Here is a 21806-nt window from a genome sequence, read left to right on the forward strand (position 1 = left end):
GACAGCCGATCCTGACGCCGCGCCTCAGTGACTGCGATGGGCCCGGTGGACTCAGTGGAGGCAGAGGCAGAACGGATGGCCGGCCGGGTCCGCGTAAATCCGCCAGTTGGCCTCCGGGCGGAGCTGGTCCGTCCGCTCCAGCACGGTCGCGCCGAGGGCGAGCGCCCGCTTCTCCTCGCCGTCGAGGTCGTCCACGTCGAAGTCCAGGTGGAGCTGCTGCGGGCGCTCCTGTCCGGGCCATTCGGGCGCTCGATAGCCGTCCACCCGCTGACAGGCCAGCGGCGTCCCCTCGAACCCGTGCACCTCGACCCAGTCGGGATCCTCCTGATCCGCGACCACCCGCCCGCCGAGCAGATCCGCGTAGAACTCCGCGAGCCGTACCGGATCGGCGCAGTCCAGCGCGACCGCCTGCAGCTTTCGAATCACTTCCGACACCCCTCGCTCTTCAGCCGCTTCCGTGACGCCCCCGTACGAGAGGGGTCGTACCCGCCGCCGCGGCGGGCATGCGCGGCGGTACGCCGGACCGCCGCCGCGCTTCACCAAAAGGGGAGGCAGCGGCAGGATCCGCCATCCGCTGCGCGAACGCCGCCCGCTCAATCCTCGAACCGGACTCCGCACAACAACCGCCCTGACCACCCACGTCACGACGAATAAGGCACATTGCAAACTTGAAGGGAGCGGGCAGTGAGCCCATCCTGGCACCGGATGAAGGGCGGCACCGCGATGCTGGGTGCCCGCAGGTCGCGGCGCATGTTCCGCACGGCCTTGTGGGTGCGGGTGGAGGGGACACCTTCCATGTGGTCCATCGCCCGGCCGAAGGTCGCGCACGCCTCCGTCGACGCCTCGTAGGCGAGCCGCGTGCGCTTGCCTACGAGGCGGTCCCTCACCAGAGCGACGTGTTGCCCGGACCTTCGTGTCCGATGGCGCCCGTTCGCATTGCTACGCCACCGCGTTAGTGAACCGCCGCAAGAGCGACGCCGATGTCGCGGAACGTCTGCTTCACCTGCTCGGTGAAGTCGGTCGAGACAACCGCGCCGTCTGGGCCTGATCCGTACTGACCCGCGATAAGCACCAGTTCCGTACCTGCGGGGACGGTGGCGGTGTGGCTGTATTCGAGGCACACCGAATGGGCGCTGTGGCAGCTCGCCATGAGCGCGGAGGCCCTGGCCCCGCAGTGGTTGCGCAACTCCCTGCGCAACCGCGCCGCCGCGATCGTCACCTGCTACGGAGTGCCATCCTGAAAGTTGTCGCCTTCTGCGGGCCACCGCCGAATCCGACAAGCGCCGGCCGGGCTCGCCCCGGGGCGCATCCAGCGGTCCGAAGAGCAGTCCGTCGGCGCCGACTCCGCGGTGCCGGTCGCAGAGCAGCCGGACGGCCTCGGGGGCGGAATGCACATAGCGCCTCGTGGCGCACCACGGAATGTCGCACACCCGGCAAGCGCTGATCCCTCCCGGGAACCACAACCCAAGCACCGCTCCTGTGCATACGCCCACGACGTTGGACCGCGCTTCAAGGGCCTCATGAGCAGGCGCAGGAACCGCCCGTGCCACTACGTGCCAGTCACAGGGGTAACCAGCGGTCAACAGAGGAGTCACCAGACCATCGGCAAGCAGCGTACGTCAGCACCTTTTCGCTGGTCAGAGGCCACATCGCCCCTGACGTACTGGGTGCTTCCCAAGCTCAGAGCGCGAGTTCGATTCTCGTCACCCGCTCCATACGAAAGCCCCAGGTCAATGACCCGGGGCTTCCTTGTTGTCTAGACCATTTTTGGTTCACCCAGCCCTCCACCAGCCCTATCTGCTGGCGCGAGGCACGATTCAGCGAACTTCAGCGCCCAGCCCAAGGGGATTGCGACTGTAAAACGGACTCCGGTAAAGCACAGCGGGGCAGCTCCGACACGGTCGACCAGTCCTGCCCCCGTTGGCCTGGTGAGAGGCTGCTTCATGGCCCGCTGGACGGCCGCCGGAGTTGTCGGATAGATCCGCGACCATCTCGCCGACCGGATCCTCTGCGAGATGGGCAAGGTCCCAGGACGGTGGCCACCGTGCTGACCTCCCAGAGCGTGAAGGCCGCCGAAACCGTCGGCAAGGACTCCTGCGGTTACGACGTGGGCAAGAAGATCAACGGCCTCTGGCCGGGATGTGCTGATTCGGCCAGCTGCCCGCAGGCGATCCATCGCCCTGCCATCCGACGGTCCGACGGTCTGGCGGTCTGGCGGTCTGGCGGTCTGGCGGAGCAACATCGCAGGCACCGGACACGGGCAGGACTGACGATGGCCCGCATCAGCGAAGACACCAAGAGGCCCAACCAGACCACGTCGGGGCTGCGATGGACCGAATGCCGGCAGGCGTCCTCCCGCCGGGCGGCAAGTGTGAGGAGGCGTCGAGAGTGACGCCCGACCGACTCGCCGCTGAGAAGGCCCGCATCAGCGGCCGCTGACGCGGGCCCGACCTGGGCGTCATGGGCGCGGGTCTCACAGGTCTCGGCGGTGGACGACGATCGTTGCGATCGCGGCCGAGATGAGAGGCCAGGCTGCGAAGGTGAGCCAGGCTCCGGCGACCGTCGCTGGGTATGGCGAGACAAGGACGTCAGTCATGTCGACTTGGGCGAGGCGTCGCCAGGCGGTGAACGGCATGGCGTGCGAGACGGCGGCCGACCACCGGTAGGTGTCGTTGAAGGACGCGGGCAGGAGGAAGAGCACCAGCAGCGTGGCGACCACGGTGGCCGCGGTGTGCCGGATCAGGACGCCCAGGCCCATGCCGATGAGGGCGCAGACGGGGGCGAACAGTGCGGCGGCCGCGACGAACCGCAGGGCGCCGGGGTGGGTGATCGACAGGCCGATGTGCCGTCCGGACAGGATTGCCTGGGTCAGGCCGAACGACGTCCCGGCGACGAGGGTGCCGTAGCCGAGCATGACCGCTGTCAGCACGCACGCCTTGGCCAGCAGCGCCGCGCGGCGGTCGGGGACGGCCGCCAGGGTGGTGCGGATCATCCCGGTGGCGTACTCGCTGACGATCACGATGGCGCCGATACTGCCCGCGGCAATCATGAGGATGTCGGCGGCGATCATGTTGAACGAGTCGTTCAGCGCTGTCTGCACGTACATGGACGCGGTGTCGCCGACGGCGAAGTGGTCGTAGGTGTACGTCGCGGACTTGAGGTTGGCGCCGATGATGACCAGGGCGCTGAGGCCGAGCACCCAGGGCATCGAGCGCAGTGACCAGAGTTTGATCCACTCGGCGGCGAGCAGATCGCGGAACCGGCCCCGGGGTTCGGTGACGGTCCGGGGTGCGTCCGCGGCAGGAGTCAGGGTGGTCATCGGTGCTCTCCTGCGAGGTATTCGACGCTGTCTGCGGTGAGTTCCATGAACGCCTCCTCCAGGGAGGCGGTACGGGCGGTCAGCTCCTGCAGCAGGAGCCGGTGTTCGAGGGCGAGTTGACCGATCCGGGTCGCGTCGAGACCGGTCACGGTGAGCGTGCCATCGTCGCCGGCCTGTACCGCGGCGCCTGCGGCGGTCAACACGCCCGTCAGCGTGGTGGGTTCGGACGTACGGACGGTCACGGCCAGCCGGGTGGCGCGGGCGGCGAACTCCGCCACGCTCTTGGCGGCGATCAGTTCGCCGCGACCGATGACGATCAGCTGGTCCGCGGTGTTCTCCATCTCGCTCATCAGGTGACTGGAGAGGAACACCGTCCGCCCCTCGGCCGCGAGGCGGCGGAAAAGGCCGCGCACCCACAGCACACCCTCCGGGTCCAGCCCGTTGAGCGGCTCGTCGAACAGCAGCACCGGCGGATCACCGAGCAGCGCCGCCGCGATGCCGAGCCGCTGCTTCATACCGAGCGAGTATCCGGCGATCCGGCGGTTCGCCGCACCGGCCAGCCCGACCTCGCGCAGCACCTCCTCCACCCGGCTGCGCGGGATGGCGTTACTGCGGGCCAGAGCGCGTAGGTGGGCGCGGCCGCTGCGCCCGCCGTGGACGTCGCTCGCGTCGAGCAGCGCGCCGACATGGCGCAGGCCGCGCGGGCGGTCCCGGAACGGGCGGCCGTCGACGGTGGTGGTGCCGCTGGTGGGGTCGTTGAGGCCCAGGACCATGCGCAGGGTGGTGCTCTTACCGGCGCCGTTCGGGCCGAGGAACCCGGTGACGTGTCCGGGGCGCACGGTGAAGGTGAGGTGGTTGACGGCGGTGGTGCGGCCGTAGCGCTTCGTCAGTTCGTCGACTTCGATCACAAAGTCCACGGTGCCGCGGCGGGCCCGGCAGGGCATCGGACCAGCACTGACACTCGTTCGCCGCACCCGTCGACCCTGGTTGTACACCCGTGGTCCGATGCCCGCAGGAGTGCGCTTGGTTACGATCACGGCATGTCCATGACGCCAGCCCTGCCCCTGCTGAAGCGCGTGTCACCAGGTGCGTGGACGGCCCTGGCCTGGTGCGCTTCGGTGGCGTACCCCTCCGTCGTGCTCGGCGGGAGGACGGGCCAGCCCTCCTACATGAGTGGCGGAACGGGGCACCGGGACTGGGCGTTCATCTCCCTGGCCACCGTCATGGCCTTCGCCGCGAGCGCCCTGCTGCGCCGTCGACCGCTTGTGGCCCTCGTCCTGCTGATCACCGCCTCGATCGCCGTGTCGAACGCGTGGCGATCCGGAGTACAGCTCCCACCGGCCGCGCTCCTGGCGGTCGATGTCGCGCTCTGCCTGATCACGGCCACCTACCCGCGCCGGACATCGCGCGCCGCCGCGGCCATGGTGGTCGGCGTTCTGTTCGCCCATCTGGCCATGGCTCCCCAGATGGGCGGCGGCCTGTTTCACACGGGCACCACCATCGGCGTCTCGGACGGAAGCCTCCTGGTGGCCCTCATCGCCTGGCTGGCCGGTCGCTCGATGCGTCAGTCCCGGGAGCACGCCCAGACATTGGGTGCCCAGACAGCCGCGCAGGCGGTCACCGCCGAACGGCTGCGAATCGCGCGCGAGATGCACGACACGGTGGCACACAGCATCGGCATCGTCGCCCTGCAGGCCGGCGCGGCGCGGCGGGTCATCGACAGTCGGCCGGACCGGGCGCGCGACGCGTTGACCGAGATCGAGGCCGCCGGGCGGGAGACGCTGGCGGGGCTGCGCCGCATGCTCGGCGCCATGCGCCAGGCCGATCAGGACGCGGGCGCGGAGGTGACGCCGCCGCACCGTCTGCCGGGCCTGGCCGACCTCGACCGGCTGACCGCCGCGACGGCGTCCGCGGGCTTGCGCGTCGACGTCCGGTGGCACGGCGAGCGGCGCCCGCTGCTGCCGGAGATCGACCTGGCGGCCTTCCGCATCATCCAGGAGTCGGTCACCAACGTGGTGCGCCATGCCGACACCCGCTCCTGCCAGGTGTCCATCGACTGCCGGAAAGAGGACGAGGTGGCCATAGAGATCACCGACCGGGGCCGCGGCCACAGCAGCACCCCGGGCAGCGGCTACGGCCTCGCGGGACTGCGCGAGCGGGTCGCCCTGCTGCACGGCGAGTTCCACGCCGCACCCCGGCCCCACGGCGGCTTCCACGTCTCGGCCCGGCTGCCCGTGGCAGGAGGAACGCGATGACCGTCCGCGTCGTGCTGGCCGACGACCAACCGCTGGTGCGGGCCGCCCTGGAGATGATCATCTCCGAAACGCCCGACATCGAGGTTGTCGCAGAGGCGGGAACCGGCGCCGAGGCGGTCCGGCTGACCGAGGAACTGCACCCCGACGTGGTGGTGATGGACATCCGCATGCCCGGCATGGACGGCATCGAGGCCACCTGCCTGATCACCGCGGGCCCTGGACAGACGCGGGTCGTGGTGCTCACTACCTTCGACGACGACGATTACGTCTACGCCTCGCTGCGGGCGGGTGCGTCCGGCTTCCTCGTCAAAGACATGGCGCTGGACGACATCCTCGCCGCGATCCGGGTGGTCGCCGCCGGGGACGCCTTGATCGCGCCGAGCGTCACCCGCCGACTGATCGCCGAGTTCGCCGGACGGCGCGAGCCCGCCCCCGCTCCCGCCCCCGCCCCCGCTCCCGCTCCCGCGCCGCAGCGACTCGGCGGCATCACCGACCGGGAACGCGAGATCCTCACCCTCATCGGACGCGGCCTGTCCAACACCGAGATCGCGGCCGAGCTGGTCATCAGCATGGCCACCGTCAAGACGTACGTGACGCGACTGCTCTCCAAACTCGACGCCCGCGACCGCGTACAACTGGTCATCCTCACCTACGAGACGGGCCTGGTGACACTGCCCCGCTGAGCACCGGTCGTCGTGGTCACCCAGGCCCGCCGCATCCTCTTGCTGCGCCCAGTCCTGCCACGCCGGCGCACAGTTCTCCTCCGGGGAGGCGCGCAGCAGTCCGATGGCGGCGCGTATCACGGCCGAGCGCGAGTCGACGGAGGTCTTGGTGGCGTACTTGTCGAGGAAGTGACGTCCACTCGGGCGGGCTCACGCTGATAGGTGGGGCAGCGGCCCGAAGCCTCACCGCCCCACGGGTTCATTGGCGGGGAGATGCCGTCGGCTGGTTCAGTGCCGAGTGAGCTCGCGATGCGCGGCTCGGGCAGCCTCCAGCTCGTCGGTACATTCTTCGAGCTACTGACGGGCGTCGGCGATGGTCTGTTCCAGCTCCACGATCCTGCGTTGCAGGTTGTCGATATCCGCTGGCGCTTCCAGCCGGACTGGCTCCATGCCCGGTGGGCCCATGAGGTTCGAGAGCTTCGTCTCCAGCCGGCGGATGCGCGCTGACATGCGTGTGTTGCGACTGAGAGCGTTGGCGAGGTCGGGCTGCCGTGAACGGAGTGACGTCACGGTCTGGGCCGGTGGACGCCTGCCGAGGATGCCGACGGGTACCTTCTCGCCCAAGCCGTGCGAAGCGACGCGAGCATTGTCGATGCCATGAGGGCCCTCTACAACGGCGGCGGCCTGAGCCGCTTCAACGACTACTTCACGCGGCGGTGGGGCAACGCCACAGACTGCAAGACCTCCGCCAACGCCCTGACCGCACTGGACGGAACGCTCTCAGCCGCTCAGATCTACCTCATCACCGGTTCCGGAGCAGTGCAGCCGGCTACCAGAACCTGCCCGGCGGTGGTGACGTCTCTCCCCGCGGAGTGATCGAGACATGGCAGCGCGGCACCCCCGGGGCCGTTGGAACACTGGTCTATCAGCGGGGCGGGGGAGGGACCGCCCAGCCGTAGAGTTCGTCGAAGCCGACGAGCAGGACACCGTCGTCCCCACGTGCTGCTTCGGCACGCAACGCATCGCTGAAGCCTGCGGCGCTGAAGCAAGCGAGCGCGCACTGGGTGGTGTCCATGCCGCGTCCGGCGAGGAGTTCCCGCGCCCGGGTGAGCCGCTCCAGGTGGCTCATTCCCATGGCCGTGCCCCACTTCGCCTCGCCGAGCATGTGCACTGCCTGCTTCTTACCGCCCGATCCGGGTTCGACCACGGCGACATCGACTTGGATCTGCCGCCGTGCGGCCTGGTCGGTCACCACGCCGCCGCCGACCTGACCCAACGCGGAGCTGAGCAGGGACCGCCCCGGCCCGAGGACGTACTCCCGGCACATCGCCTCGAAGTGCGGCCCGGCGACCTGGGCTGCGAAGCGCTCCGCCGACTGTGCCCATACGTCCGACGCCTGGCCGGCCTCCAGGCGGGCCCAGGAGGGCCTCATCACGGCCGCGTAGAAATTGATCAGTGGCTCAGTGATGCGGTACTGCGATTTCCCGGCCCTGAAGATGTCCGCTTCCCGCACCAGCAGGTGACTGTCCTCCAGCACGTTGAGGGGGTGCGAGATGTCCACCGACTTACGGCCGATGTACCCCGCGATCCCACCCCGCGTGGTGTTGCCCTGAGCCACTGCGGCAAGGACCGAGTGATACAGCGCGGTATCCCGGATGTCCGCCTCCTCGGCAAGGAGATACCTCGCCTCCCGGAAGAGAGGGCTGAAAGGAGACAGGACCGTACGGCAGAGCCAGTCGTCGAACTCCTCCAGGCTGCCAGGAACGTCGTCGGCCAGGAACTGCCGCCGGTACGCCGGCGTGCCACCAACCACGGCATGGAGCCGAGCCGCAAGAGCCGGACTGTCGGTGACCCCCCAGAACTCGGCGGCCGCCCGGTATCCGAAGGGGCGCACGACAAGCTCCAGCTGTGCTCGCCCCCGCAAGGGCGCAGTGCTCGCGAGTAGACCACCCATGACGGACATCGCCGATCCACACAGGAGCAGCCGCATCCGGCTCTCCTCGACCTGGAAACGGTCGATCTCCCGCTGAATCAGGGACGGCAGCTCAGGGGCGGTCTTCGCCAGGTACGGAAACTCGTCGATGACCACGAGCAGCGGCGCTTCCCCATGTCGGGGCGCGGCGAGCCCGAACAGGTAGGAGATCGCGTCGTCCCATGTGGCGAACGAGAACGGAACCGGGGACCCCACGTGATCGGCGAGGGCCGCAGCGAACTGACGCAACGACTCCGCCTCCGTCCCCGCCGTGGCCCCGAAGTAAAAGCCCCCATGCCGCTCGACCAGAGCGCGCAGCAGATACGTCTTCCCCATGCGCCGCCTGCCACTGACGATGCCGAGCTTGGCATACGGCAAAGGCCGGTCCACGAAGGCCGAGAGACCCTCCCACTCGGCACCACGGTCGAAGACATGAGACGGCTTGCCCGGACGCATATGACGTTGCACTTGCGAGCTCCTTAGGAGTACACCCCAAAGGAGTGTACTCCTAACAGAACACACACAAAGGTCACCCAGGAGGGGCTGGCCATGCCAGTCGGCCCGGCATGACAGCCGTGCCCTATCCATGACCTTCAGAGCGGTCAATCAGGGTGCCAAGACGCACGGCCGGCCATGCCTCTTCCAGCACATATCCGCAGCTCACACGGCCTGCGGAGCTTGGAAGCGCCGGTGCTTCCCAAGCTCAGAGCGCGAGTTCGATTCTCGTCACCCGCTCCATATGAAAGCCCCAGGTCAATGACCCGGGGCTTCCTTGCTGTCCAGACCTCCGTGAGGCGGTTGGCCTGGGCGGGTTCCGGGGGCGGGGCGTAGGCGGGAAGGTTGGCGACCGCCAGGCCATGGCACCGCACCTCGCAGCGCCTTCGGCAGCACGCGCACCGGGCCGCTGATCCCGGCGAAGGTCCGTAAGCGACCACGCCGCTGACGACACCGGCTGCGCGTTGCACGACGGGCCCGACCCGGTCTTCCCGGTCAGGCCCGTCGTGCACCTGTCCCGACAGCCAGCGCAGCGCAGCATGTAGCCTCCGTCACGCCAGGGGACTATCCGGTGGCCATCGAACTTCGGTTATGCGCTGTTGAACTGTGCACGGGATCTGGCCCAGCGTCACGTCGGTCACCCGCGGGCCAGGCCCAATTCGCCCGCGCGTACTCCCGCCTGAAAACGCGAGCCCGCGTTGAGAGCGACGAGCAGTTCCGCGACCCGGCGGCGGTAGGTGCGCAGTGACATGCCGAGTTCCCGTGCGGCTGCCTCGTCGGTGATGCCGGAGCCCAGGGTGCGCAGGACCCTGCTGGTCTGGGCGTCGATGCGGGGCCGTTCCGAGCCCAAGAAGGCCGCGAGGTCGACGGCGCTCTCCCAAGCGGCTTCGAACAGCGCGTAGACCCCGCCGACCAGGGCCGGCGCGGCGCTCATGGTGTACGTGCGGTGGCTGTGAGCGGCCGGTGCGGGGGGCACCGGGTCGGTGAGGATCATGGTTCGCCGGTCGATGATGAAGGTCCCCTGGGGGATCGGGGTGGCTGCGATCCGAATCTGCATGCCATGGGCAGCCATCTCGCTCAGGGCTTCCCGGTCGCGCTCGTCGGCGAGCACCGCTGGGCTGTACAGCTTGCGGGCCTGGCGCGCTCCGTCCTGGCGCATCGTCAGGCGTGCGGCCTCACGAGCGCGAGGCCAGGTGTCCAGGTCGCGGGCGACATTGATCCATTCCGCGCCCCCGGACTCCGTCAGGGGCTTGAGCCGTGCCCAGAGCTCAAGATCACTGCGGAGCACCATGATCTGCGACATACATCCATTGTGCCTTTGGCAGCAAAATGCCACGGGCTCGTCGGCGGAGTCCGGGCCTTGCAGGCTGAGCCCATGAGCAACAGATTCCGCATAGGCGGCGACCTGGACGTCAACCGGCTCGGTTTCGGCGCCATGCGCCTGCCGTCCAAGGACGGCATGGGCGGTCCCGCCCGCGATCCCGAGGCCGGCCGTACCGTGCTACGCCGCGCCGTGGAACTCGACGTCGACCACATCGACACCGCCGACTTCTACTTCAGCCACGACGGCGCGGTGCGTGCGAACACCCTGATCCGCGAGGCCCTGCACCCCTACCCGTCCAACCTGGTGATCGCCACCAAGGTGGGCCCCATCGTCCGGCAGGACAGCTTCTCCCACGGCACTGCCGCCGACATGCGCGGCCTGGTCGAGGACAACCTGGAAAGCCTGGGCCTTGACCGCCTCGACCTGGTCTACCTGCGCATCGGGTCCATGACACCCCCGCACGGCGAGTCGCTCGCCGAACGTTTCGAGGCACTGGCGGCGCTGCGTGAAGAGGGACTGATCCGTCACCTCGGGATCAGCAACGTCGACAGCGAGCATCTCGCTGAGGCCCGCGCCATCGCACCCGTCACAGCCGTGCAGAACCAGTTCCACGCCGCCCAGCGTGACGACGCGAACCTTCTGGCCGCCTGCGAGGAGTCCGGCATCGCCTTCGTGCCCTTCTTCCCGCTTGGTGGCGGTCGAGATCTCGATGACGAGCGTCTGACCACGGTGGCGGCCCGGCACGGCGCCACCGTCCCCCAGATCGGCCTGGCCTGGCTGCTGGCCTCCTCCCCGGTGACCCTGGCCATCCCGGGCACGGGGGCGCTCTCCCACCTGGCGGACAACATGGCCGCCGCCGCGATCACCCTCACCGAGGAAGACCTCGCCGACCTCGCCTGACCCCGTACACGAAAGGCACCGCTGTCATGAAGCTGTTGATTCTCGGTGCGACCGGCCCCACCGGCCGTCATGTCATCGACTTGGCCCTGCGATCAGGTGACCAGGTCACCGTCTTCGTCCGTAACCCTGCGGCTCTCGGTGACTTGGCGGATCAGGTCACTGTGGTCACCGGGGACGCGACCTCCCAGCGCGACGTCTCCGCCGCCATAGCCTGGCAGGACGCTGTCGTCGCCGCCCTCGGCAGAGGCAAGTCGGTGGTTGCCGACGACCTCTTCACCCACTCCTCGGCGGCCGTGATCGCCGCGGCCAAGGAAGTGGGCGTCTCCCGCCTGGTGTGGCTGTCGTCGTTCGGTGTCGGCCACACCATCGAGTGGTCGAGCGGCCCGCAGAAGCTGATATACCGCACGCTCCTGCGGTCGGTCTACGCGAACAAAGAGATCTCCGACGAGAGCATCCGCTCCAGCGGGCTCGACTGGACGCTGGTCTACCCGACCCGGCTGACCCACGGCCCCGCCAAGGGCACATACCGCGCCGGTGACCGGCTGCCGATGAAGGGCAACCCCACGATCAGCCGGGCAGACGTCGCCGCCTTCATCCACCAGGCGGCACACGGGAGTGAGTGGATCCACCGCACCGCTGTCATCTCCGACTGAGCGCTCTCCAGCCCCACCGCCCGCCCATCTTTGAGGTGGCGTCTTCACGCCTCTCGGTTATGACAGTCGTTATATGCAGGTGTAGCCTGAAGCTCACCATAACGACCGTCATAGGAGGATGCCGTGACGATCATTACCGCGAACACGGCCAAGGGACGCCTGAGCCTGGAGCAACGCCGCAAGCTGGCCGAGACGCTGACGGACGCGGTGCTCGTGCCCGAGGTCGGGCAGTTCGCCCCGGCTGCGCGGGTCGGGTTCCAGGTGCACTTCGTCGAGCGCGAGAGCGACACGATGGCCATCGGCGGACGGCTCCTCTCGGACGCCGTCCCGGACGCCGACGTCATGATGATCGACGTGACGGTCATGGACGGGGACTGGCGGCAGAACGTCCGGGCCGAGGTCATCGAGCGCGTCCTGGCCGCGATGGCCGACGCCTGCGGGCTCGCCGAACCGTCGCCGGCCTGGTGGGTCAACTTCCGCGTGATCGACGAAGGAAGCTGGGGCTCGCGCGGCGGCGTGCTGTCCGTCCTCTCCCTCCTCGACACCGGCGTGTTCACCGAGGAGAAGGCCAAGGCCGTCCGCACCGCGCTGGGTGCGTGACCCGGGCCCGGCGTACGTCCGACCTTGCCGAGCCGGGCGGACGCGCGGGCTGACGCGCTCTGCGCGAGCGACTCGGGGGTACGGGCGCGGCATTCCGTTGACCAGTTGACCAATGGCACGAAGTCCGTTACCCCGAAGGAATCCGCCTGTCGCCTGCCCCGTGCTTCACCCCAGCTCGTCAGTCCTTGATCGCTGCGGTGATGAGCGCCTGGAGCTGCTCGGCGGTGCGGTCGAGTGGCTGCGTGCTGCGCTTGGCGCGGCACATGGCCACCGTGCCCTCGACGGCCGCGACGATGAGCGTCGCAAGCTGCGCGGCCTGTTCGGCTCCGGCGCCGCGCTCTCGCAACGAGGCGGCCAGCAGATCCTCCCACTGCTCGAAGACCTCGGCCGCGGCCGCCAGGGCGGGTGGGATCCCGTCGGCCGGAGGCTCCTCGATGGCCACCGCCAGGACGGGGCAGCCGGCGTGGAAGTCGCTCTCCACGACGATCGTCCGCCACAGCGCGAGGAACGCCCGCAGCCCTGCGGCCGGGCCCGCCTCCAGCTCCTTGCGCAGGCTCCGCGCCACCCACTCGCCCGTAAACCGGACGGCCTCCGTGGCCAGCTGCTGCTTGCCCTCGGGGAAGTAGTGGTACGTCGAGCCGAGCGGCGCCTTGGCGTGCTTGGCCATCTCCCGAATGCTCGTGGCGTTCAGCCCGCGCCGACTGATCATGTCGGCGGCACCGGCCACGATCCGCTCGCGCGACGGCGTGCTGCTCTTGGGCACCTGCACACTTCCCCTCTGGCTATAACGGCCGTCATAGTCTACCGTGATCCACACCTATAACGATCGTCATAATGAGACGTCGTCGACAAGACGTCGTCGACAAGACGTCGTCGACGAGACGTCGACGCGACAAGGAGTCGCCGTGCCCATGATCCGGCTGACCGCCCCCACCGGTTCCCTGACCGAGCCGGTCCGCACCACCATCCAGCGCGACCTCGCCACCGTGCTGCTGCGCTGGGAGGGCGCACCCGACACCGCCTTCTTCCGTGCCCAGGCGTGGAGCTACCTGGTCGAGCTGCCCGAGAGTGCCCAGACCACCGCGGAGGACCACGAGCCGCGCTTCCTCGTGGACGTCACCGTGCCCGAGGGCGCCCTGTCCCAGCGCCGCAAAGCCGGGCTGTTCGAGGACGCGACGAAGACCGTCCTGCAGGCCGCCGGTCTCTCCCAGCACGACGCGTTGCGTGTCTGGGTGCTGATCCATGAACAGCCGGACGGCACCTGGGGCGCGGGCGGCTCCGTCGTCCGCTACGCCGACCTCGTGGCCATGGCGAAGGGGCAGCAGGCCGATGCGTGAGCTCACCTACATCGCTCGTCGGACCGTCGAGTGGCGCGCGGCCCCCGATCCCAAGGTGCGGTCCGCCGGGGAAGCGATCGTCGCGCCGGTGGCCGCCACCCCCTGCGACGTGGACTCCGCGATCCTGGCCGGGCACGGCTTCCTCGACCCGCCGTTCGCCCTCGGTCACGAATGCGTGGCCCGCGTCACCGACGTCGGCGACGCCGTGACGACCGTGACCCCCGGCGACCTGGTCGTGGTGCCCTGGTCCATCAACTGCGGCACCTGCGACGACTGTCGCGCCGGACTGACCGCCCACTGCACCACGGTCCCGCACATGGCCATGTACGGAGCGCCGATCGGCGGCAGCTGGGGCGGGCTCTTCTCCGACCTCGTCCACGTCCCGTACGCGGACGCCATGCTGGTCCCACTGCCAGCCGGCCTCGACCCGGTCGCCATGGCCTCGGCCAGCGACAACTGGTCCCTGTCCTGGCGCCTGGTCGCTCCGCACCTCAAGGCCCGCCCCGGAGCCCGGGTGCTGATCGTCGCCCGCGGCAGCATCGGCCTGTATGTGTGCGACATCGCCCGCGCGCTCGGCGCCTCCGACGTCCTCTACGTCGACCCCGACCCCGAACACCGCCGGCTCGCCGAGAGCTACGGCGCCCGCACCGCGGAGGCGATCGAGCCGGTCCGGCACGGCTTCGACCTGGCCGTCGAGGCCACCGGCCGCGTCGACCAGCTGGCCCTCGCCGTCAAGTCCCTTGCACCGGAAGGCATCTGCGAGTCGGCCGGCAACCACTTCCGTCCCGGCGAACTGCCCCTGCTCGACATGTACCTCACCGGCGTCACCCTGCGCATCGCCCGCGACAACGTCCGCCACAACATCCCGGACGCCCTCGACCTCGCCTCCTCCGGGAAGGTCGCCCCCGCACGAGTCGTCTCCCACGTCCTCGACTGGGAGCAACTGCCCGACGCGCTGCCCGAGAAGCACCTCAAGCCCGTCTTCGTCCGCGACCTCACCCTGTCCCGGCCCGTTCGCTGACGACGGGACCACGTACACAGAGAAACCTGATGCACTGGGCTCTCGCGAACCGCGAACCGCGAACCGCGAACCGCGACCCAAGGGCCGCTCCTGTGCACACGCCCACGACGTTGGACCGCACCTCAAAGGCCTCACGAGCAGGCGCAGGGACCGCCCGTGCCACTACGTGCCAGTCACGGGGGTAACCAGCGGTCAACAGGAGAGTCCCCAGACCGCCGGTAAGCAGCATGCGGCAGCACCTTTTCACTGGTCAGAGGCCACATCAGCCCTGAAGTGCTGGGTGCTTCCCAAGCTCGGAGCGCGAGTTCGAATCCAGTCACCCGCTTCACGACGAAGGCCCAAGTCAGCGACCCGGGCCTTGCTTATTGTCTAGCCCATATTTACGGCGCTTGCCATTCGCGTGCCATAGGAGCACCTCCGATCTGCATCGATGGCGAGTGCGATGGCCCGGGGACGGGGTCTCACTCCCTCTCCCGCATCGCGAGATCGAATTCAAGTAGCCCTGCGTCGCACACGCGGTTAGGCCGTCTTTTTCGGATCTTGCCGGGCCTGTCGGCCCGGGAGCGGCTTTTCCCGCCGCTTCCGCCCCCAGCCGGGGTGTTTCCCGCCGGGCCGGGGCAGCGGCCGCGCAGAGTACTCCGTATGACGACACCCGCAGAGCTGCTTCGCTCCTTCGCCCGCACCCGCGCCTCGCTCGACGGCGAGGAGGTCACGTACTGGTGGTCCGGAGACGTGTACTCCTGGGCCCCTGACGAGCCCTACCAGCGCCTCTTCGGCTTCGAAGGACTCAACGTCGCCCGCTTGGTCCAGGACGCCGAAGCCGGCCCGGACGCCTACCAGCTACTCACCCGCGAGGCCGCCTTCTACCTGGACCCCGCCACCCGCGAGATCCTTGAGACCTGGCAGGGCCTGCCGGTGGTGCACGTCTGGAACGACCCGGCGAACCAGAAGTGGCGCCCTTTCCCGATCCCGACGACTGAGCTCGGCGGACAGGTCTGCTTCAGCCTGGAGATCCCGCTCGCCTACCCCTCGCCGCTGCCGGTCGCCCAGTACCCCGTCCACTCGGCCGGCGACACGTACAAGGCCCTGGAGCTTTTCCAGTTCTTCGCCGACCGCGCCGGCCTGGCAGGCTCGGCTCCCAGCGTGCCAGCCACCATGTCGTGGGCCCGGATGTCCCCGTGGCTCCCGTGGATGGCCCGTGGCCAGCGGCCCGGCGGCCTCGCCTTCCATTGCCGGGGCCGCAAGCTCGGCTCGTACGCCGAGGTCCCCGAGCGGACCCGTGCCTACATCGCCGACCGCCACCCGGAGTTCGCCCAGGCCCCGGAGGAGTGGAGCGAGCCGAACGAGACCAGCTGGACGTACTTCCGCAAGTTCAACCCGCCGAAGTAGCCGCCGAGCTTCCCTCGCCGCCAGGCCACCCCTGGCCCCGGACTGCCCTCCCTTAGGGGCAGTAGCCGGGCTTCCTCTCGCAGGTCTCGCCGCAGCCGTGCTCGTACCTCGGGCTTAACCGTCTGCCGGGCTCACCAGCACGCGGGGCAGGCGAGGTACGTGCTGGGGTGGTGGAGCGGGCGGACGGGGTGACGGGCGCTGCCACCCGCCCCGACGAAGTCGAACGGTTCACCGAAGTTCCGTACAACCACGCAACCCGATCATGAGTCTGATCGGGTACGGCACTTCCGTCTCCGATCTTCTCGTGGGGGTTCACCTTGCAGTTCCGCTCCACCGGTACCCGTCTCGCCACGGCCGTCCTCGCCGCCACGGCACTCGGCGCCGGCACGCTGGCCACCGCCCCGGCCGCCTTCGCCGCCGTCTCGGGCTCCGTCTCGGCCGATCATCCCGCCGCCCTTCCCGTCTTCCCGGCGGACGCCCAGGTCACGGGCGCGGGCGCCACCGGCTTCCTCACCCACTCCTATGCCGACGACGGGACCCTGGACCTGCGCTGGACGCCGTACGGGGGCGGGACCCCGACTCAGCTCCAGCGCCCCGACGGCGGCGGGTGGGCGATGTTGGGAAGCGACGTGGTCGTCCTCGGCGACGCCAACTGGGTCTCCGAGATGCGTTCGCTCACCCTGCGGAACATGGCTGACCCGTCCGCCCCGGGCGTGGACATCGACCTCGGCGCGCTCGGCGCGAACTACGTGGCCGTGTTGAGCCCGACGAGCGTGCTTGCGCAGGTGACGAATGACGACGGTACGGCGGAGCTGCACGTCGTGAGCAAGGACGGCGCCACGACGACCAGCCGCAAGGTGTCGGGGCTACCCGCGGACGCCACCGACTTCTTCAGCTCGGCGGTTCAGGGCGGCGTCGCCTTCGTCGGGTACGAGACGGGCCCGGCGGACGCGCGGACCGGCGGCCGGGCCGTGATCGACGTGGTGGACGGGACAGTGTCCGAGACGTACTCCTCTGCCGAGTCCGGGTACGGCTTCAGCAACCTGATGTTCTCCGGTTCGCACGTGGCCTGGCTCGAGTGGGAGACCGGCACCGGACTGTTCGTCACGTCCGTCGACCGCAAGACGCGCGAGGAGAAGCGGACCGTCCTGGGCCCCCGCGACGACGAGTGGTACACCGCGCTCGTGGGCAGCTGGCTGGTGCACGGCAACCCCTCGACGCCCGTCCGGGCCGTCTCCCTGACCAGCGGCGAGACCCGTGACCTCGCCGACCACGCGTCCGGCTCGGCGGCCGCGGGCGACGGCAGCGCGGTGGTGAAGGGCAGCCGGGCCGCCGACGGCGACGGGCTGTTCCGGATCGAGGCCGCGGAGGGTGGCACCCCGACGGTCACCAAGGTGGCGGAAGCGGGCCAGCCGGTCGGGCTGGAGATCGAGCAGGTCCACGTCCCCGACGTGGCGAACCTCGACAAGACCGGCGGCCAGGTGACGCTGGGGTGGACGCTGTCGCGCCCCGAGGCTTACCTGGACCTCACGCTCACGCACGTCGACACGGGCAAGGAGTTCCGGAAGCGCGTGAACGCCCCGGTCAGCGGCACCCTCTTCAGCTACACCTGGGACGGCATCATCGGCGGGGTGGACGCGCCGAACGGCACGTACGCGGTGGAGGCCGAGGCGACCCCGCTCAATGGCATCGGCGAGCCCGCCTACCAGGGCTGGCTCATGACGGTCGTCCGCACGATCAACCCGCACGACTACACCAACAACGGCTCCACCGACGTCCTCGCCCGGGACGCCTCCGGCGTGCTGTGGCGCGACGATCTGCTGGACCGGCCGGTGAACGGCCAGGTCAAGCCCGCCCAGCGCACCCGGGTCGGCGCGGGCTGGCAGACGTACAAGCAGATCGAGGCCGTCGGCAACATCGCGGGCAACCATGTCGGCGACCTGCTCGCCCTCGACGGCTCCGGCGTGCTCTGGCACTACCTCGGCAAGGGCGACGGCACCTTCTCGAGCCGCGCCCGCGTCGGCGGCGGCTGGGGAGCCTACAACAAGCTCACGGGCGGCTCGGACCTCGACGGCGACGGCCGCACCGACCTCCTCGCCACGGACACCGCCGGCGTGCTGTGGTTCTACAAGGGCACGGGCTCCGCCACCGCCCCCTTCGCCACCCGCGTGCGAGTCGGCGGCGGCTGGGGCGTCTACAACCAGCTCACCGCCGTCGGGAACATCGCCGGTACGGCCGCCGGAGACCTGGTCGCCCGCGACAAGGACGGCGTCCTCTGGCTGTACCAGGGCAACGGCCGCGGCAACTTCTCCACCCGCGTGCGGATCGGCGGCGGCTGGGGTGCCTTCACCCAGCTCGTCGGCGCCGGTGACGTCGACAACGACGGGCGCCCGGACCTGATCGCGTACGGGGCGGGCGGCACGTATGTCTACCGCTCGACGGGCTCCACCACCGCCCCCTTCAGCCGTCAGTCGACGTCGCTGTACGCGGGCGAGGGCTCCAGGTTCAACCACATCGCATGAGAACCCGCACCACCGTGCACCGCACCATCCGGCACCACCGCCGGCTCGCCACCGCCGTCGCGGTCACCCTGCTGCTGGGTCAACGTCGCGTCCAGATGACGAGGTGTCACCACTGGCGCAGTGCCGTTCGGCCGTCTCAGTTTCTGTCTCATTCACCGACGTTCGGCAGCGTTCAGTTATGGCCGGACACGTAGTTCCGACGGCCCTCTGGTTCCGCATCAACACAGCTGATCGGCCCCGGACAGTACTCTGACCAGCGCCAACAGACTTGGAAGGCGTGTTGGGCCGCAAAGGTGGTGGCGGAACTCTGGATGCGTGAGCGATGCGTAAGCGGGCGTGCTGGATGACACGCTCAGATCTGGATTGAATACCGAGCCGCACGCCTCTGACCAGGCCGTTCTGGACGAGAGGGGTATACGGCGGAAGTCCCGGCAGGAACCTGCCGGGACTTTTAATCCGTTGGTTGTGGGTTCGAGTCCCACACGCTAGCCGCAGGTCAGGACACCTCCTTCTGCACCCAGATAGCCAGACGAACATTTGGAAAGCGTGCTGATGCCCGGAACAAGAGCCGACTGGCCCCGGGTGCAGCAGGACATCCTGACCGGGGGCGCGTGACGTGCTCACCCTGATCGCGTGGTTTCGCCCCTCGTCGCCGGCGGACTCCTAGGCGTAGCGGACGCGGGGAGACCAGTCGCCATGAGAAGGATCAAGCATCAGGCTGGGCTGGGCTGAAACGGCAACACTGCCCGGCCGGAACAAACGCTCTCAGTCAAGGATTCGGCGAGGTTCTACCCTCCGTAGATCGGAGGGGGATCCGATAGTCCTCTTCCTTCGCGTGAGCACACCGCCCTGTGGCCCTTGGACCCGACGCCCCTCGTCGCAGCGGGCCTGGCCCATCTGAGTCTCTTCATTGCCGCCCAGTCACAGGCCAGCCCCTTCCCAGCCCTCCAGGGCGGTACACCAAGGTCAGAAGCGGTCAATCCAACCGACTCCGATGCAACTCGTAAGCTGGAAAACCCCTGATCAGAGCAGTGAGCTGCTCGGAATCGCCGTTGATTCCCAGGCTCAGAGCGCGAGTTCGATTCTCGTCACCCGCTCCATACGAAAGCCCCAGGTCAGCGGCCCGGGGCTTCTTTGTCGTCTAGACCATTTTTAGGCCGCGTGCCATTCGCGTGCCATAAGGGACTCAGTACCGCGCCGAATTCGGAGGCGCAAGTCAAGCCCCCTTGTCGAAAATCAGGTCGATTACCTCGACCAGACCGCCCGCGGAGGGCCGGTCCAGGTAGCGGTTGCATTGGCCGGCTGGCTGGCTGGCTACGGTCATCACGCTCACCTGGCCTTCGCTGAGGACTGCCGGCGCCGATGGCTAGCCCGTTCCTCTTCCTCCACCTCGGGCTCTTCTTCCTCCTCGTCACGCGGCTCCTCTTCCTCTTCCTCTTCCTCTTCCTCCGCCTCTTCGAATTCGTCCTCGGGCTGCTCTTCGCCCTGCTCCTCCTCGTCCGCGGCCTCCTCGTCGCGCACTTCCTCATCGCTGCGCACCACCTCGCCGTCGCGCACCTCGCCCCGCCACCCCCCAACCTCCTCGGGGTGCAGAAGTACCTGGCTCATGGCGTGCCGGCGGAAGTGCTTCAGTTCGAGCCGTGCCCTGCGGCCCTGGGCACGCCAGAGGTTCCCGGTCCGCTCGAACATGCCCTGCGGGTGGTACTGCAGAACCAGCAGGATCCTGGTGAGGTGCGGCCCGACCTCATGGAAGGTCACCGCCCCGTCGACATGGCCCTTGTCACCCTTCGACTCCCAGACGATCAGCTCGTCCGGCACCTGCTTGATGACGGTCGCCTTCCACTTCCGGTGAGAGAGGAAGATCTGCGCCTTCCAGTTCGTTTCCGTCTCGGATTCCCGCCCGACGTCCTCCACCTTCTTCATGAAGTTGGGGAAGTCCTCGAACTGCGTCCACTGGTTGTAGGCGTCGGAGACGGGAAGGCCCACATCGATCTGTTCAACGATGTTGACGACCTTGAGCTTCTTGTGCTTCTTGTCACCGCCGCCCAGCGCCTCCTTGACCTTCTCCTTCGCCTGGGAAATGCCGCTGCCGACGACGGACTTCAACCGCGAGGCGCCCTGGGACAGGAGGTGCTTGCCTCCCGCGAGCGCCAATTTGGCTTTGAGACCGCCACCCAGTCCCCCGCCGTGAGCCAGATCCTGGACCTTGTCCGTCATATTGGCGACTGCTCGCTCTCCGAGGGCGGCGAGGAGGTTCTGCGCTTCTGCCAGCAAGCGGTCGGTAGGCAGTTCTTTGGTCAACGTGCCCAGGCCGCCCGAAGTCTGATCGCCCAATCGTTCAGTCATACGTCATCACCCTCGGCCTCGCCGTGCGGACCAGCCACTACCGGACGACCCGGAACTCGCGGTCCTGCGACTACTGGCGGTCTTGCGGCTCGGGCTCTTGCTGGCGCTCCCGCTGGTCTTCTCCTTGTCCGCAGCGGGAAGAGTGTCCGGCGTCCGGGGCCGCGCAGAGCGCCCCCTCTCCCGCTGCTTGGCCTCCTCGGCCGGCTCTTCCTTCTCTTCTTCCTTCTCTTCTTCCTCTTCTTCCTCTTCTTCCTCGCCGCGCGGCTCTTCTTCCTCGTCGCGGGGCTCCTCCGCCTCCGGTCCGGCGCGAAGCGCCGAGGCTCGTCGTTGCATCCGGTCGCTCAATGAGTCGATACGACTGCCGGCCGCAGCCACGGCGGCAGTCTTGCCCGCCGACAGCAACTCGTCGCGCAAGGTCTGCGTGAGCTTGTCGACCTCGGGGGACTTCAGGAGTTTTGTCCCCACCCCACCGCCGCCAGGACGGAGGCGACTGCCCGCCGCCACGCCGGCAAGCGTCAACGCCCACCGCATCTTGTGCGAGCGTCCGAGGAAGTAGGCGCTGGCGACGGCTAGCCCTACCTGGCCGTTCTTCATGATGTCTGTCTCCTCCTGCATCGAATCGATGCACTGCCGGAGACCCCGCACTCGCGTCGGATCGTTTCAGACTCTGGCCACGTGATGTGTGCGAGGTCTTCCCGAGGCGTTCCGAATCTCGCCCTGCCACCTCCCGACCCCTGCCCACAGGAGCCGCACTTATATCCGATTATTCAGCATTAGACACATTTGTCACATGCAGATCCACAGGAGGCCTCACGTCGCGTGGATCACCGGGCTGGCGGACGGGCCCCACCACGGCAGGTCGGGCCTGCCACCACACCTGGCGCGATTCCACCTGGTCGGCGAGCCCCAGGACGGCGCCGCCGATTCCCGTCACCCCTTCCATGATCGAGCACCGCTCCGAGGATGTCCTCCAGCAACCAGCGCTTGCGATCAGCCCAAGTGCACACTGCC

At 68.7% G+C, this 21806-nt stretch carries 21 protein-coding genes and 1 pseudogene; 12 read left to right on the forward strand and 10 right to left on the reverse strand.

What is annotated here, in order from left to right:
- Nucleotides 1-51: 51 nt before the first annotated feature.
- Nucleotides 52-426 carry a VOC family protein gene (locus ACIHCQ_RS01320; RefSeq protein ID WP_399656594.1) on the reverse strand — a complete coding sequence of 125 codons (375 nt, stop codon included), beginning with the start codon at nt 424-426 and terminating at the stop codon, nt 52-54.
- A gap of 258 nt (nt 427-684) precedes the next feature.
- On the opposite strand from ACIHCQ_RS01320, the gene ACIHCQ_RS01325 reads away from it, so the two are divergent.
- Complete coding sequence (locus ACIHCQ_RS01325) at nt 685-849, forward strand: hypothetical protein (RefSeq protein WP_399656596.1); 165 nt, start codon at nt 685-687, stop codon at nt 847-849.
- A gap of 103 nt (nt 850-952) precedes the next feature.
- Here ACIHCQ_RS01325 and ACIHCQ_RS01330 read toward each other — a convergent pair whose 3' ends face one another.
- Nucleotides 953-1219 carry a hypothetical protein gene (locus tag ACIHCQ_RS01330; RefSeq protein WP_399656598.1) on the reverse strand — a complete coding sequence of 89 codons (267 nt, stop codon included), beginning with the start codon at nt 1217-1219 and terminating at the stop codon, nt 953-955.
- 721 nt (nt 1220-1940) lie between these two features.
- Between ACIHCQ_RS01330 and ACIHCQ_RS01335 the strand changes: the two are divergent.
- Nucleotides 1941-2128, forward strand: a pseudogene (locus tag ACIHCQ_RS01335) (IS5/IS1182 family transposase); the annotation flags it as partial.
- 345 nt (nt 2129-2473) lie between these two features.
- Here the strand turns inward: ACIHCQ_RS01335 and ACIHCQ_RS01340 are convergent.
- Together ACIHCQ_RS01340 and ACIHCQ_RS01345 are read right to left on the reverse strand one after the other, a co-directional pair.
- Entirely contained in the window at nt 2474-3319 is an 846-nt protein-coding gene (locus ACIHCQ_RS01340) for an ABC transporter permease (protein WP_399656600.1), read from the reverse strand.
- Complete coding sequence (locus ACIHCQ_RS01345) at nt 3316-4227, reverse strand: ABC transporter ATP-binding protein (RefSeq protein WP_399656602.1); 912 nt, start codon at nt 4225-4227, stop codon at nt 3316-3318. The genes ACIHCQ_RS01340 and ACIHCQ_RS01345 overlap by 4 nt, the downstream gene beginning before the upstream one ends.
- Nucleotides 4228-4359: 132 nt before the next feature.
- On the opposite strand from ACIHCQ_RS01345, the gene ACIHCQ_RS01350 reads away from it, so the two are divergent.
- Both ACIHCQ_RS01350 and ACIHCQ_RS01355 read left to right on the forward strand, forming a co-directional pair.
- Nucleotides 4360-5574 (forward strand): sensor histidine kinase, encoded by a 1215-nt coding sequence (locus tag ACIHCQ_RS01350; protein WP_399656604.1) that lies wholly within the window; start codon nt 4360-4362, stop codon nt 5572-5574.
- Nucleotides 5571-6257: a response regulator gene (locus ACIHCQ_RS01355; protein ID WP_399656605.1), complete on the forward strand. Its 687-nt coding sequence runs from the start codon at nt 5571-5573 to the stop codon at nt 6255-6257. Before ACIHCQ_RS01350 ends, ACIHCQ_RS01355 begins: the two co-directional genes overlap by 4 nt.
- 333 nt (nt 6258-6590) lie before the next feature.
- Here the strand turns inward: ACIHCQ_RS01355 and ACIHCQ_RS01360 are convergent, their stop codons facing one another.
- Entirely contained in the window at nt 6591-6746 is a 156-nt protein-coding gene (locus tag ACIHCQ_RS01360) for a hypothetical protein (RefSeq protein WP_399656607.1), read from the reverse strand.
- 147 nt (nt 6747-6893) lie between these two features.
- Between ACIHCQ_RS01360 and ACIHCQ_RS01365 the strand changes: the two genes are divergently transcribed.
- Nucleotides 6894-7112 carry a hypothetical protein gene (locus ACIHCQ_RS01365; protein WP_399656609.1) on the forward strand — a complete coding sequence of 73 codons (219 nt, stop codon included), beginning with the start codon at nt 6894-6896 and terminating at the stop codon, nt 7110-7112.
- A 49-nt stretch (nt 7113-7161) separates the two neighbouring features.
- Here the strand turns inward: ACIHCQ_RS01365 and ACIHCQ_RS01370 are convergent, their stop codons facing one another.
- Together ACIHCQ_RS01370 and ACIHCQ_RS01375 are read right to left on the reverse strand one after the other, a co-directional pair.
- Nucleotides 7162-8664: an ATP-binding protein gene (locus tag ACIHCQ_RS01370; RefSeq protein WP_399657546.1), complete on the reverse strand. Its 1503-nt coding sequence runs from the start codon at nt 8662-8664 to the stop codon at nt 7162-7164.
- Nucleotides 8665-9340: 676 nt separating this feature from the next.
- Nucleotides 9341-10006, reverse strand: coding sequence for a DNA-binding response regulator (locus ACIHCQ_RS01375; protein ID WP_399656611.1), 666 nt, complete (start codon nt 10004-10006; stop codon nt 9341-9343).
- A 72-nt stretch (nt 10007-10078) separates the two neighbouring features.
- Between ACIHCQ_RS01375 and ACIHCQ_RS01380 the strand changes: the two genes are divergently transcribed.
- The 3 genes from ACIHCQ_RS01380 (at nt 10079) to ACIHCQ_RS01390 (ending at nt 12180) form a co-directional block, all read left to right on the forward strand.
- Nucleotides 10079-10927, forward strand: coding sequence for an oxidoreductase (locus ACIHCQ_RS01380; RefSeq protein ID WP_399656613.1), 849 nt, complete (start codon nt 10079-10081; stop codon nt 10925-10927).
- Between the two features lie 26 nt (nt 10928-10953).
- Nucleotides 10954-11580: an NAD(P)-dependent oxidoreductase gene (locus ACIHCQ_RS01385; RefSeq protein WP_399656615.1), complete on the forward strand. Its 627-nt coding sequence runs from the start codon at nt 10954-10956 to the stop codon at nt 11578-11580.
- A gap of 123 nt (nt 11581-11703) precedes the next feature.
- A complete protein-coding gene (locus ACIHCQ_RS01390) occupies nt 11704-12180 on the forward strand; it encodes a 4-oxalocrotonate tautomerase family protein (RefSeq protein ID WP_399656617.1) in 477 nt (158 codons plus the stop codon).
- Between the two features lie 178 nt (nt 12181-12358).
- On the opposite strand, the gene ACIHCQ_RS01395 is transcribed toward ACIHCQ_RS01390, so the two are convergent.
- Nucleotides 12359-12943 carry a TetR/AcrR family transcriptional regulator gene (locus tag ACIHCQ_RS01395; protein ID WP_399656619.1) on the reverse strand — a complete coding sequence of 195 codons (585 nt, stop codon included), beginning with the start codon at nt 12941-12943 and terminating at the stop codon, nt 12359-12361.
- Nucleotides 12944-13085: 142 nt separating this feature from the next.
- On the opposite strand from ACIHCQ_RS01395, the gene ACIHCQ_RS01400 reads away from it, so the two are divergent.
- The 4 genes from ACIHCQ_RS01400 to ACIHCQ_RS01415 all read left to right on the forward strand — a co-directional run bounded on the left by ACIHCQ_RS01400 (nt 13086) and on the right by ACIHCQ_RS01415 (nt 18449).
- Nucleotides 13086-13517 carry a 4-oxalocrotonate tautomerase family protein gene (locus ACIHCQ_RS01400; protein ID WP_399656621.1) on the forward strand — a complete coding sequence of 144 codons (432 nt, stop codon included), beginning with the start codon at nt 13086-13088 and terminating at the stop codon, nt 13515-13517.
- Nucleotides 13510-14538 (forward strand): zinc-binding dehydrogenase, encoded by a 1029-nt coding sequence (locus ACIHCQ_RS01405; RefSeq protein ID WP_399656623.1) that lies wholly within the window; start codon nt 13510-13512, stop codon nt 14536-14538. Before ACIHCQ_RS01400 ends, ACIHCQ_RS01405 begins: the two co-directional genes overlap by 8 nt.
- Before the next feature lie 642 nt (nt 14539-15180).
- Nucleotides 15181-15927: a DUF1838 family protein gene (locus tag ACIHCQ_RS01410; protein WP_399656625.1), complete on the forward strand. Its 747-nt coding sequence runs from the start codon at nt 15181-15183 to the stop codon at nt 15925-15927.
- Between the two features lie 317 nt (nt 15928-16244).
- Complete coding sequence (locus ACIHCQ_RS01415; RefSeq protein WP_399656627.1) at nt 16245-18449, forward strand: FG-GAP repeat domain-containing protein; 2205 nt, start codon at nt 16245-16247, stop codon at nt 18447-18449.
- 1329 nt (nt 18450-19778) lie between these two features.
- On the opposite strand, the gene ACIHCQ_RS01420 is transcribed toward ACIHCQ_RS01415, so the two are convergent.
- Complete coding sequence (locus tag ACIHCQ_RS01420) at nt 19779-20795, reverse strand: SRPBCC family protein (protein ID WP_399656629.1); 1017 nt, start codon at nt 20793-20795, stop codon at nt 19779-19781.
- A gap of 6 nt (nt 20796-20801) precedes the next feature.
- Nucleotides 20802-21389, reverse strand: a complete 588-nt coding sequence (locus ACIHCQ_RS01425) for a hypothetical protein (protein WP_399656631.1) — start codon at nt 21387-21389, stop codon at nt 20802-20804.
- Nucleotides 21390-21806: the final 417 nt, after the last annotated feature.

It is taken from the genome of Streptomyces sp. NPDC052236 (genome assembly GCF_044548015.1).
GTDB lineage: Bacteria > Actinomycetota > Actinomycetes > Streptomycetales > Streptomycetaceae > Streptomyces.

Bases quoted from the DNA above. Each gene is read 5' to 3' on its own strand.
- ACIHCQ_RS01380 (WP_399656613.1), top strand. From the start codon at position 10,079: ATGAGCAACAGATTCCGCATAGGCGGCGACCTGGACGTCAACCGGCTC.
- ACIHCQ_RS01340 (WP_399656600.1), bottom strand. From the start codon at position 3,319: ATGACCACCCTGACTCCTGCCGCGGACGCACCCCGGACCGTCACCGAA.
- ACIHCQ_RS01365 (WP_399656609.1), top strand. From the start codon at position 6,894: ATGAGGGCCCTCTACAACGGCGGCGGCCTGAGCCGCTTCAACGACTAC.
- ACIHCQ_RS01405 (WP_399656623.1), top strand. From the start codon at position 13,510: ATGCGTGAGCTCACCTACATCGCTCGTCGGACCGTCGAGTGGCGCGCG.
- ACIHCQ_RS01385 (WP_399656615.1), top strand. From the start codon at position 10,954: ATGAAGCTGTTGATTCTCGGTGCGACCGGCCCCACCGGCCGTCATGTC.
- ACIHCQ_RS01350 (WP_399656604.1), top strand. From the start codon at position 4,360: ATGTCCATGACGCCAGCCCTGCCCCTGCTGAAGCGCGTGTCACCAGGT.
- ACIHCQ_RS01360 (WP_399656607.1), bottom strand. From the start codon at position 6,746: ATGTCAGCGCGCATCCGCCGGCTGGAGACGAAGCTCTCGAACCTCATG.
- ACIHCQ_RS01375 (WP_399656611.1), bottom strand. From the start codon at position 10,006: ATGTCGCAGATCATGGTGCTCCGCAGTGATCTTGAGCTCTGGGCACGG.
- ACIHCQ_RS01420 (WP_399656629.1), bottom strand. From the start codon at position 20,795: ATGACTGAACGATTGGGCGATCAGACTTCGGGCGGCCTGGGCACGTTG.
- ACIHCQ_RS01355 (WP_399656605.1), top strand. From the start codon at position 5,571: ATGACCGTCCGCGTCGTGCTGGCCGACGACCAACCGCTGGTGCGGGCC.
- ACIHCQ_RS01425 (WP_399656631.1), bottom strand. From the start codon at position 21,389: ATGAAGAACGGCCAGGTAGGGCTAGCCGTCGCCAGCGCCTACTTCCTC.
- ACIHCQ_RS01410 (WP_399656625.1), top strand. From the start codon at position 15,181: ATGACGACACCCGCAGAGCTGCTTCGCTCCTTCGCCCGCACCCGCGCC.
- ACIHCQ_RS01370 (WP_399657546.1), bottom strand. From the start codon at position 8,664: ATGCGTCCGGGCAAGCCGTCTCATGTCTTCGACCGTGGTGCCGAGTGG.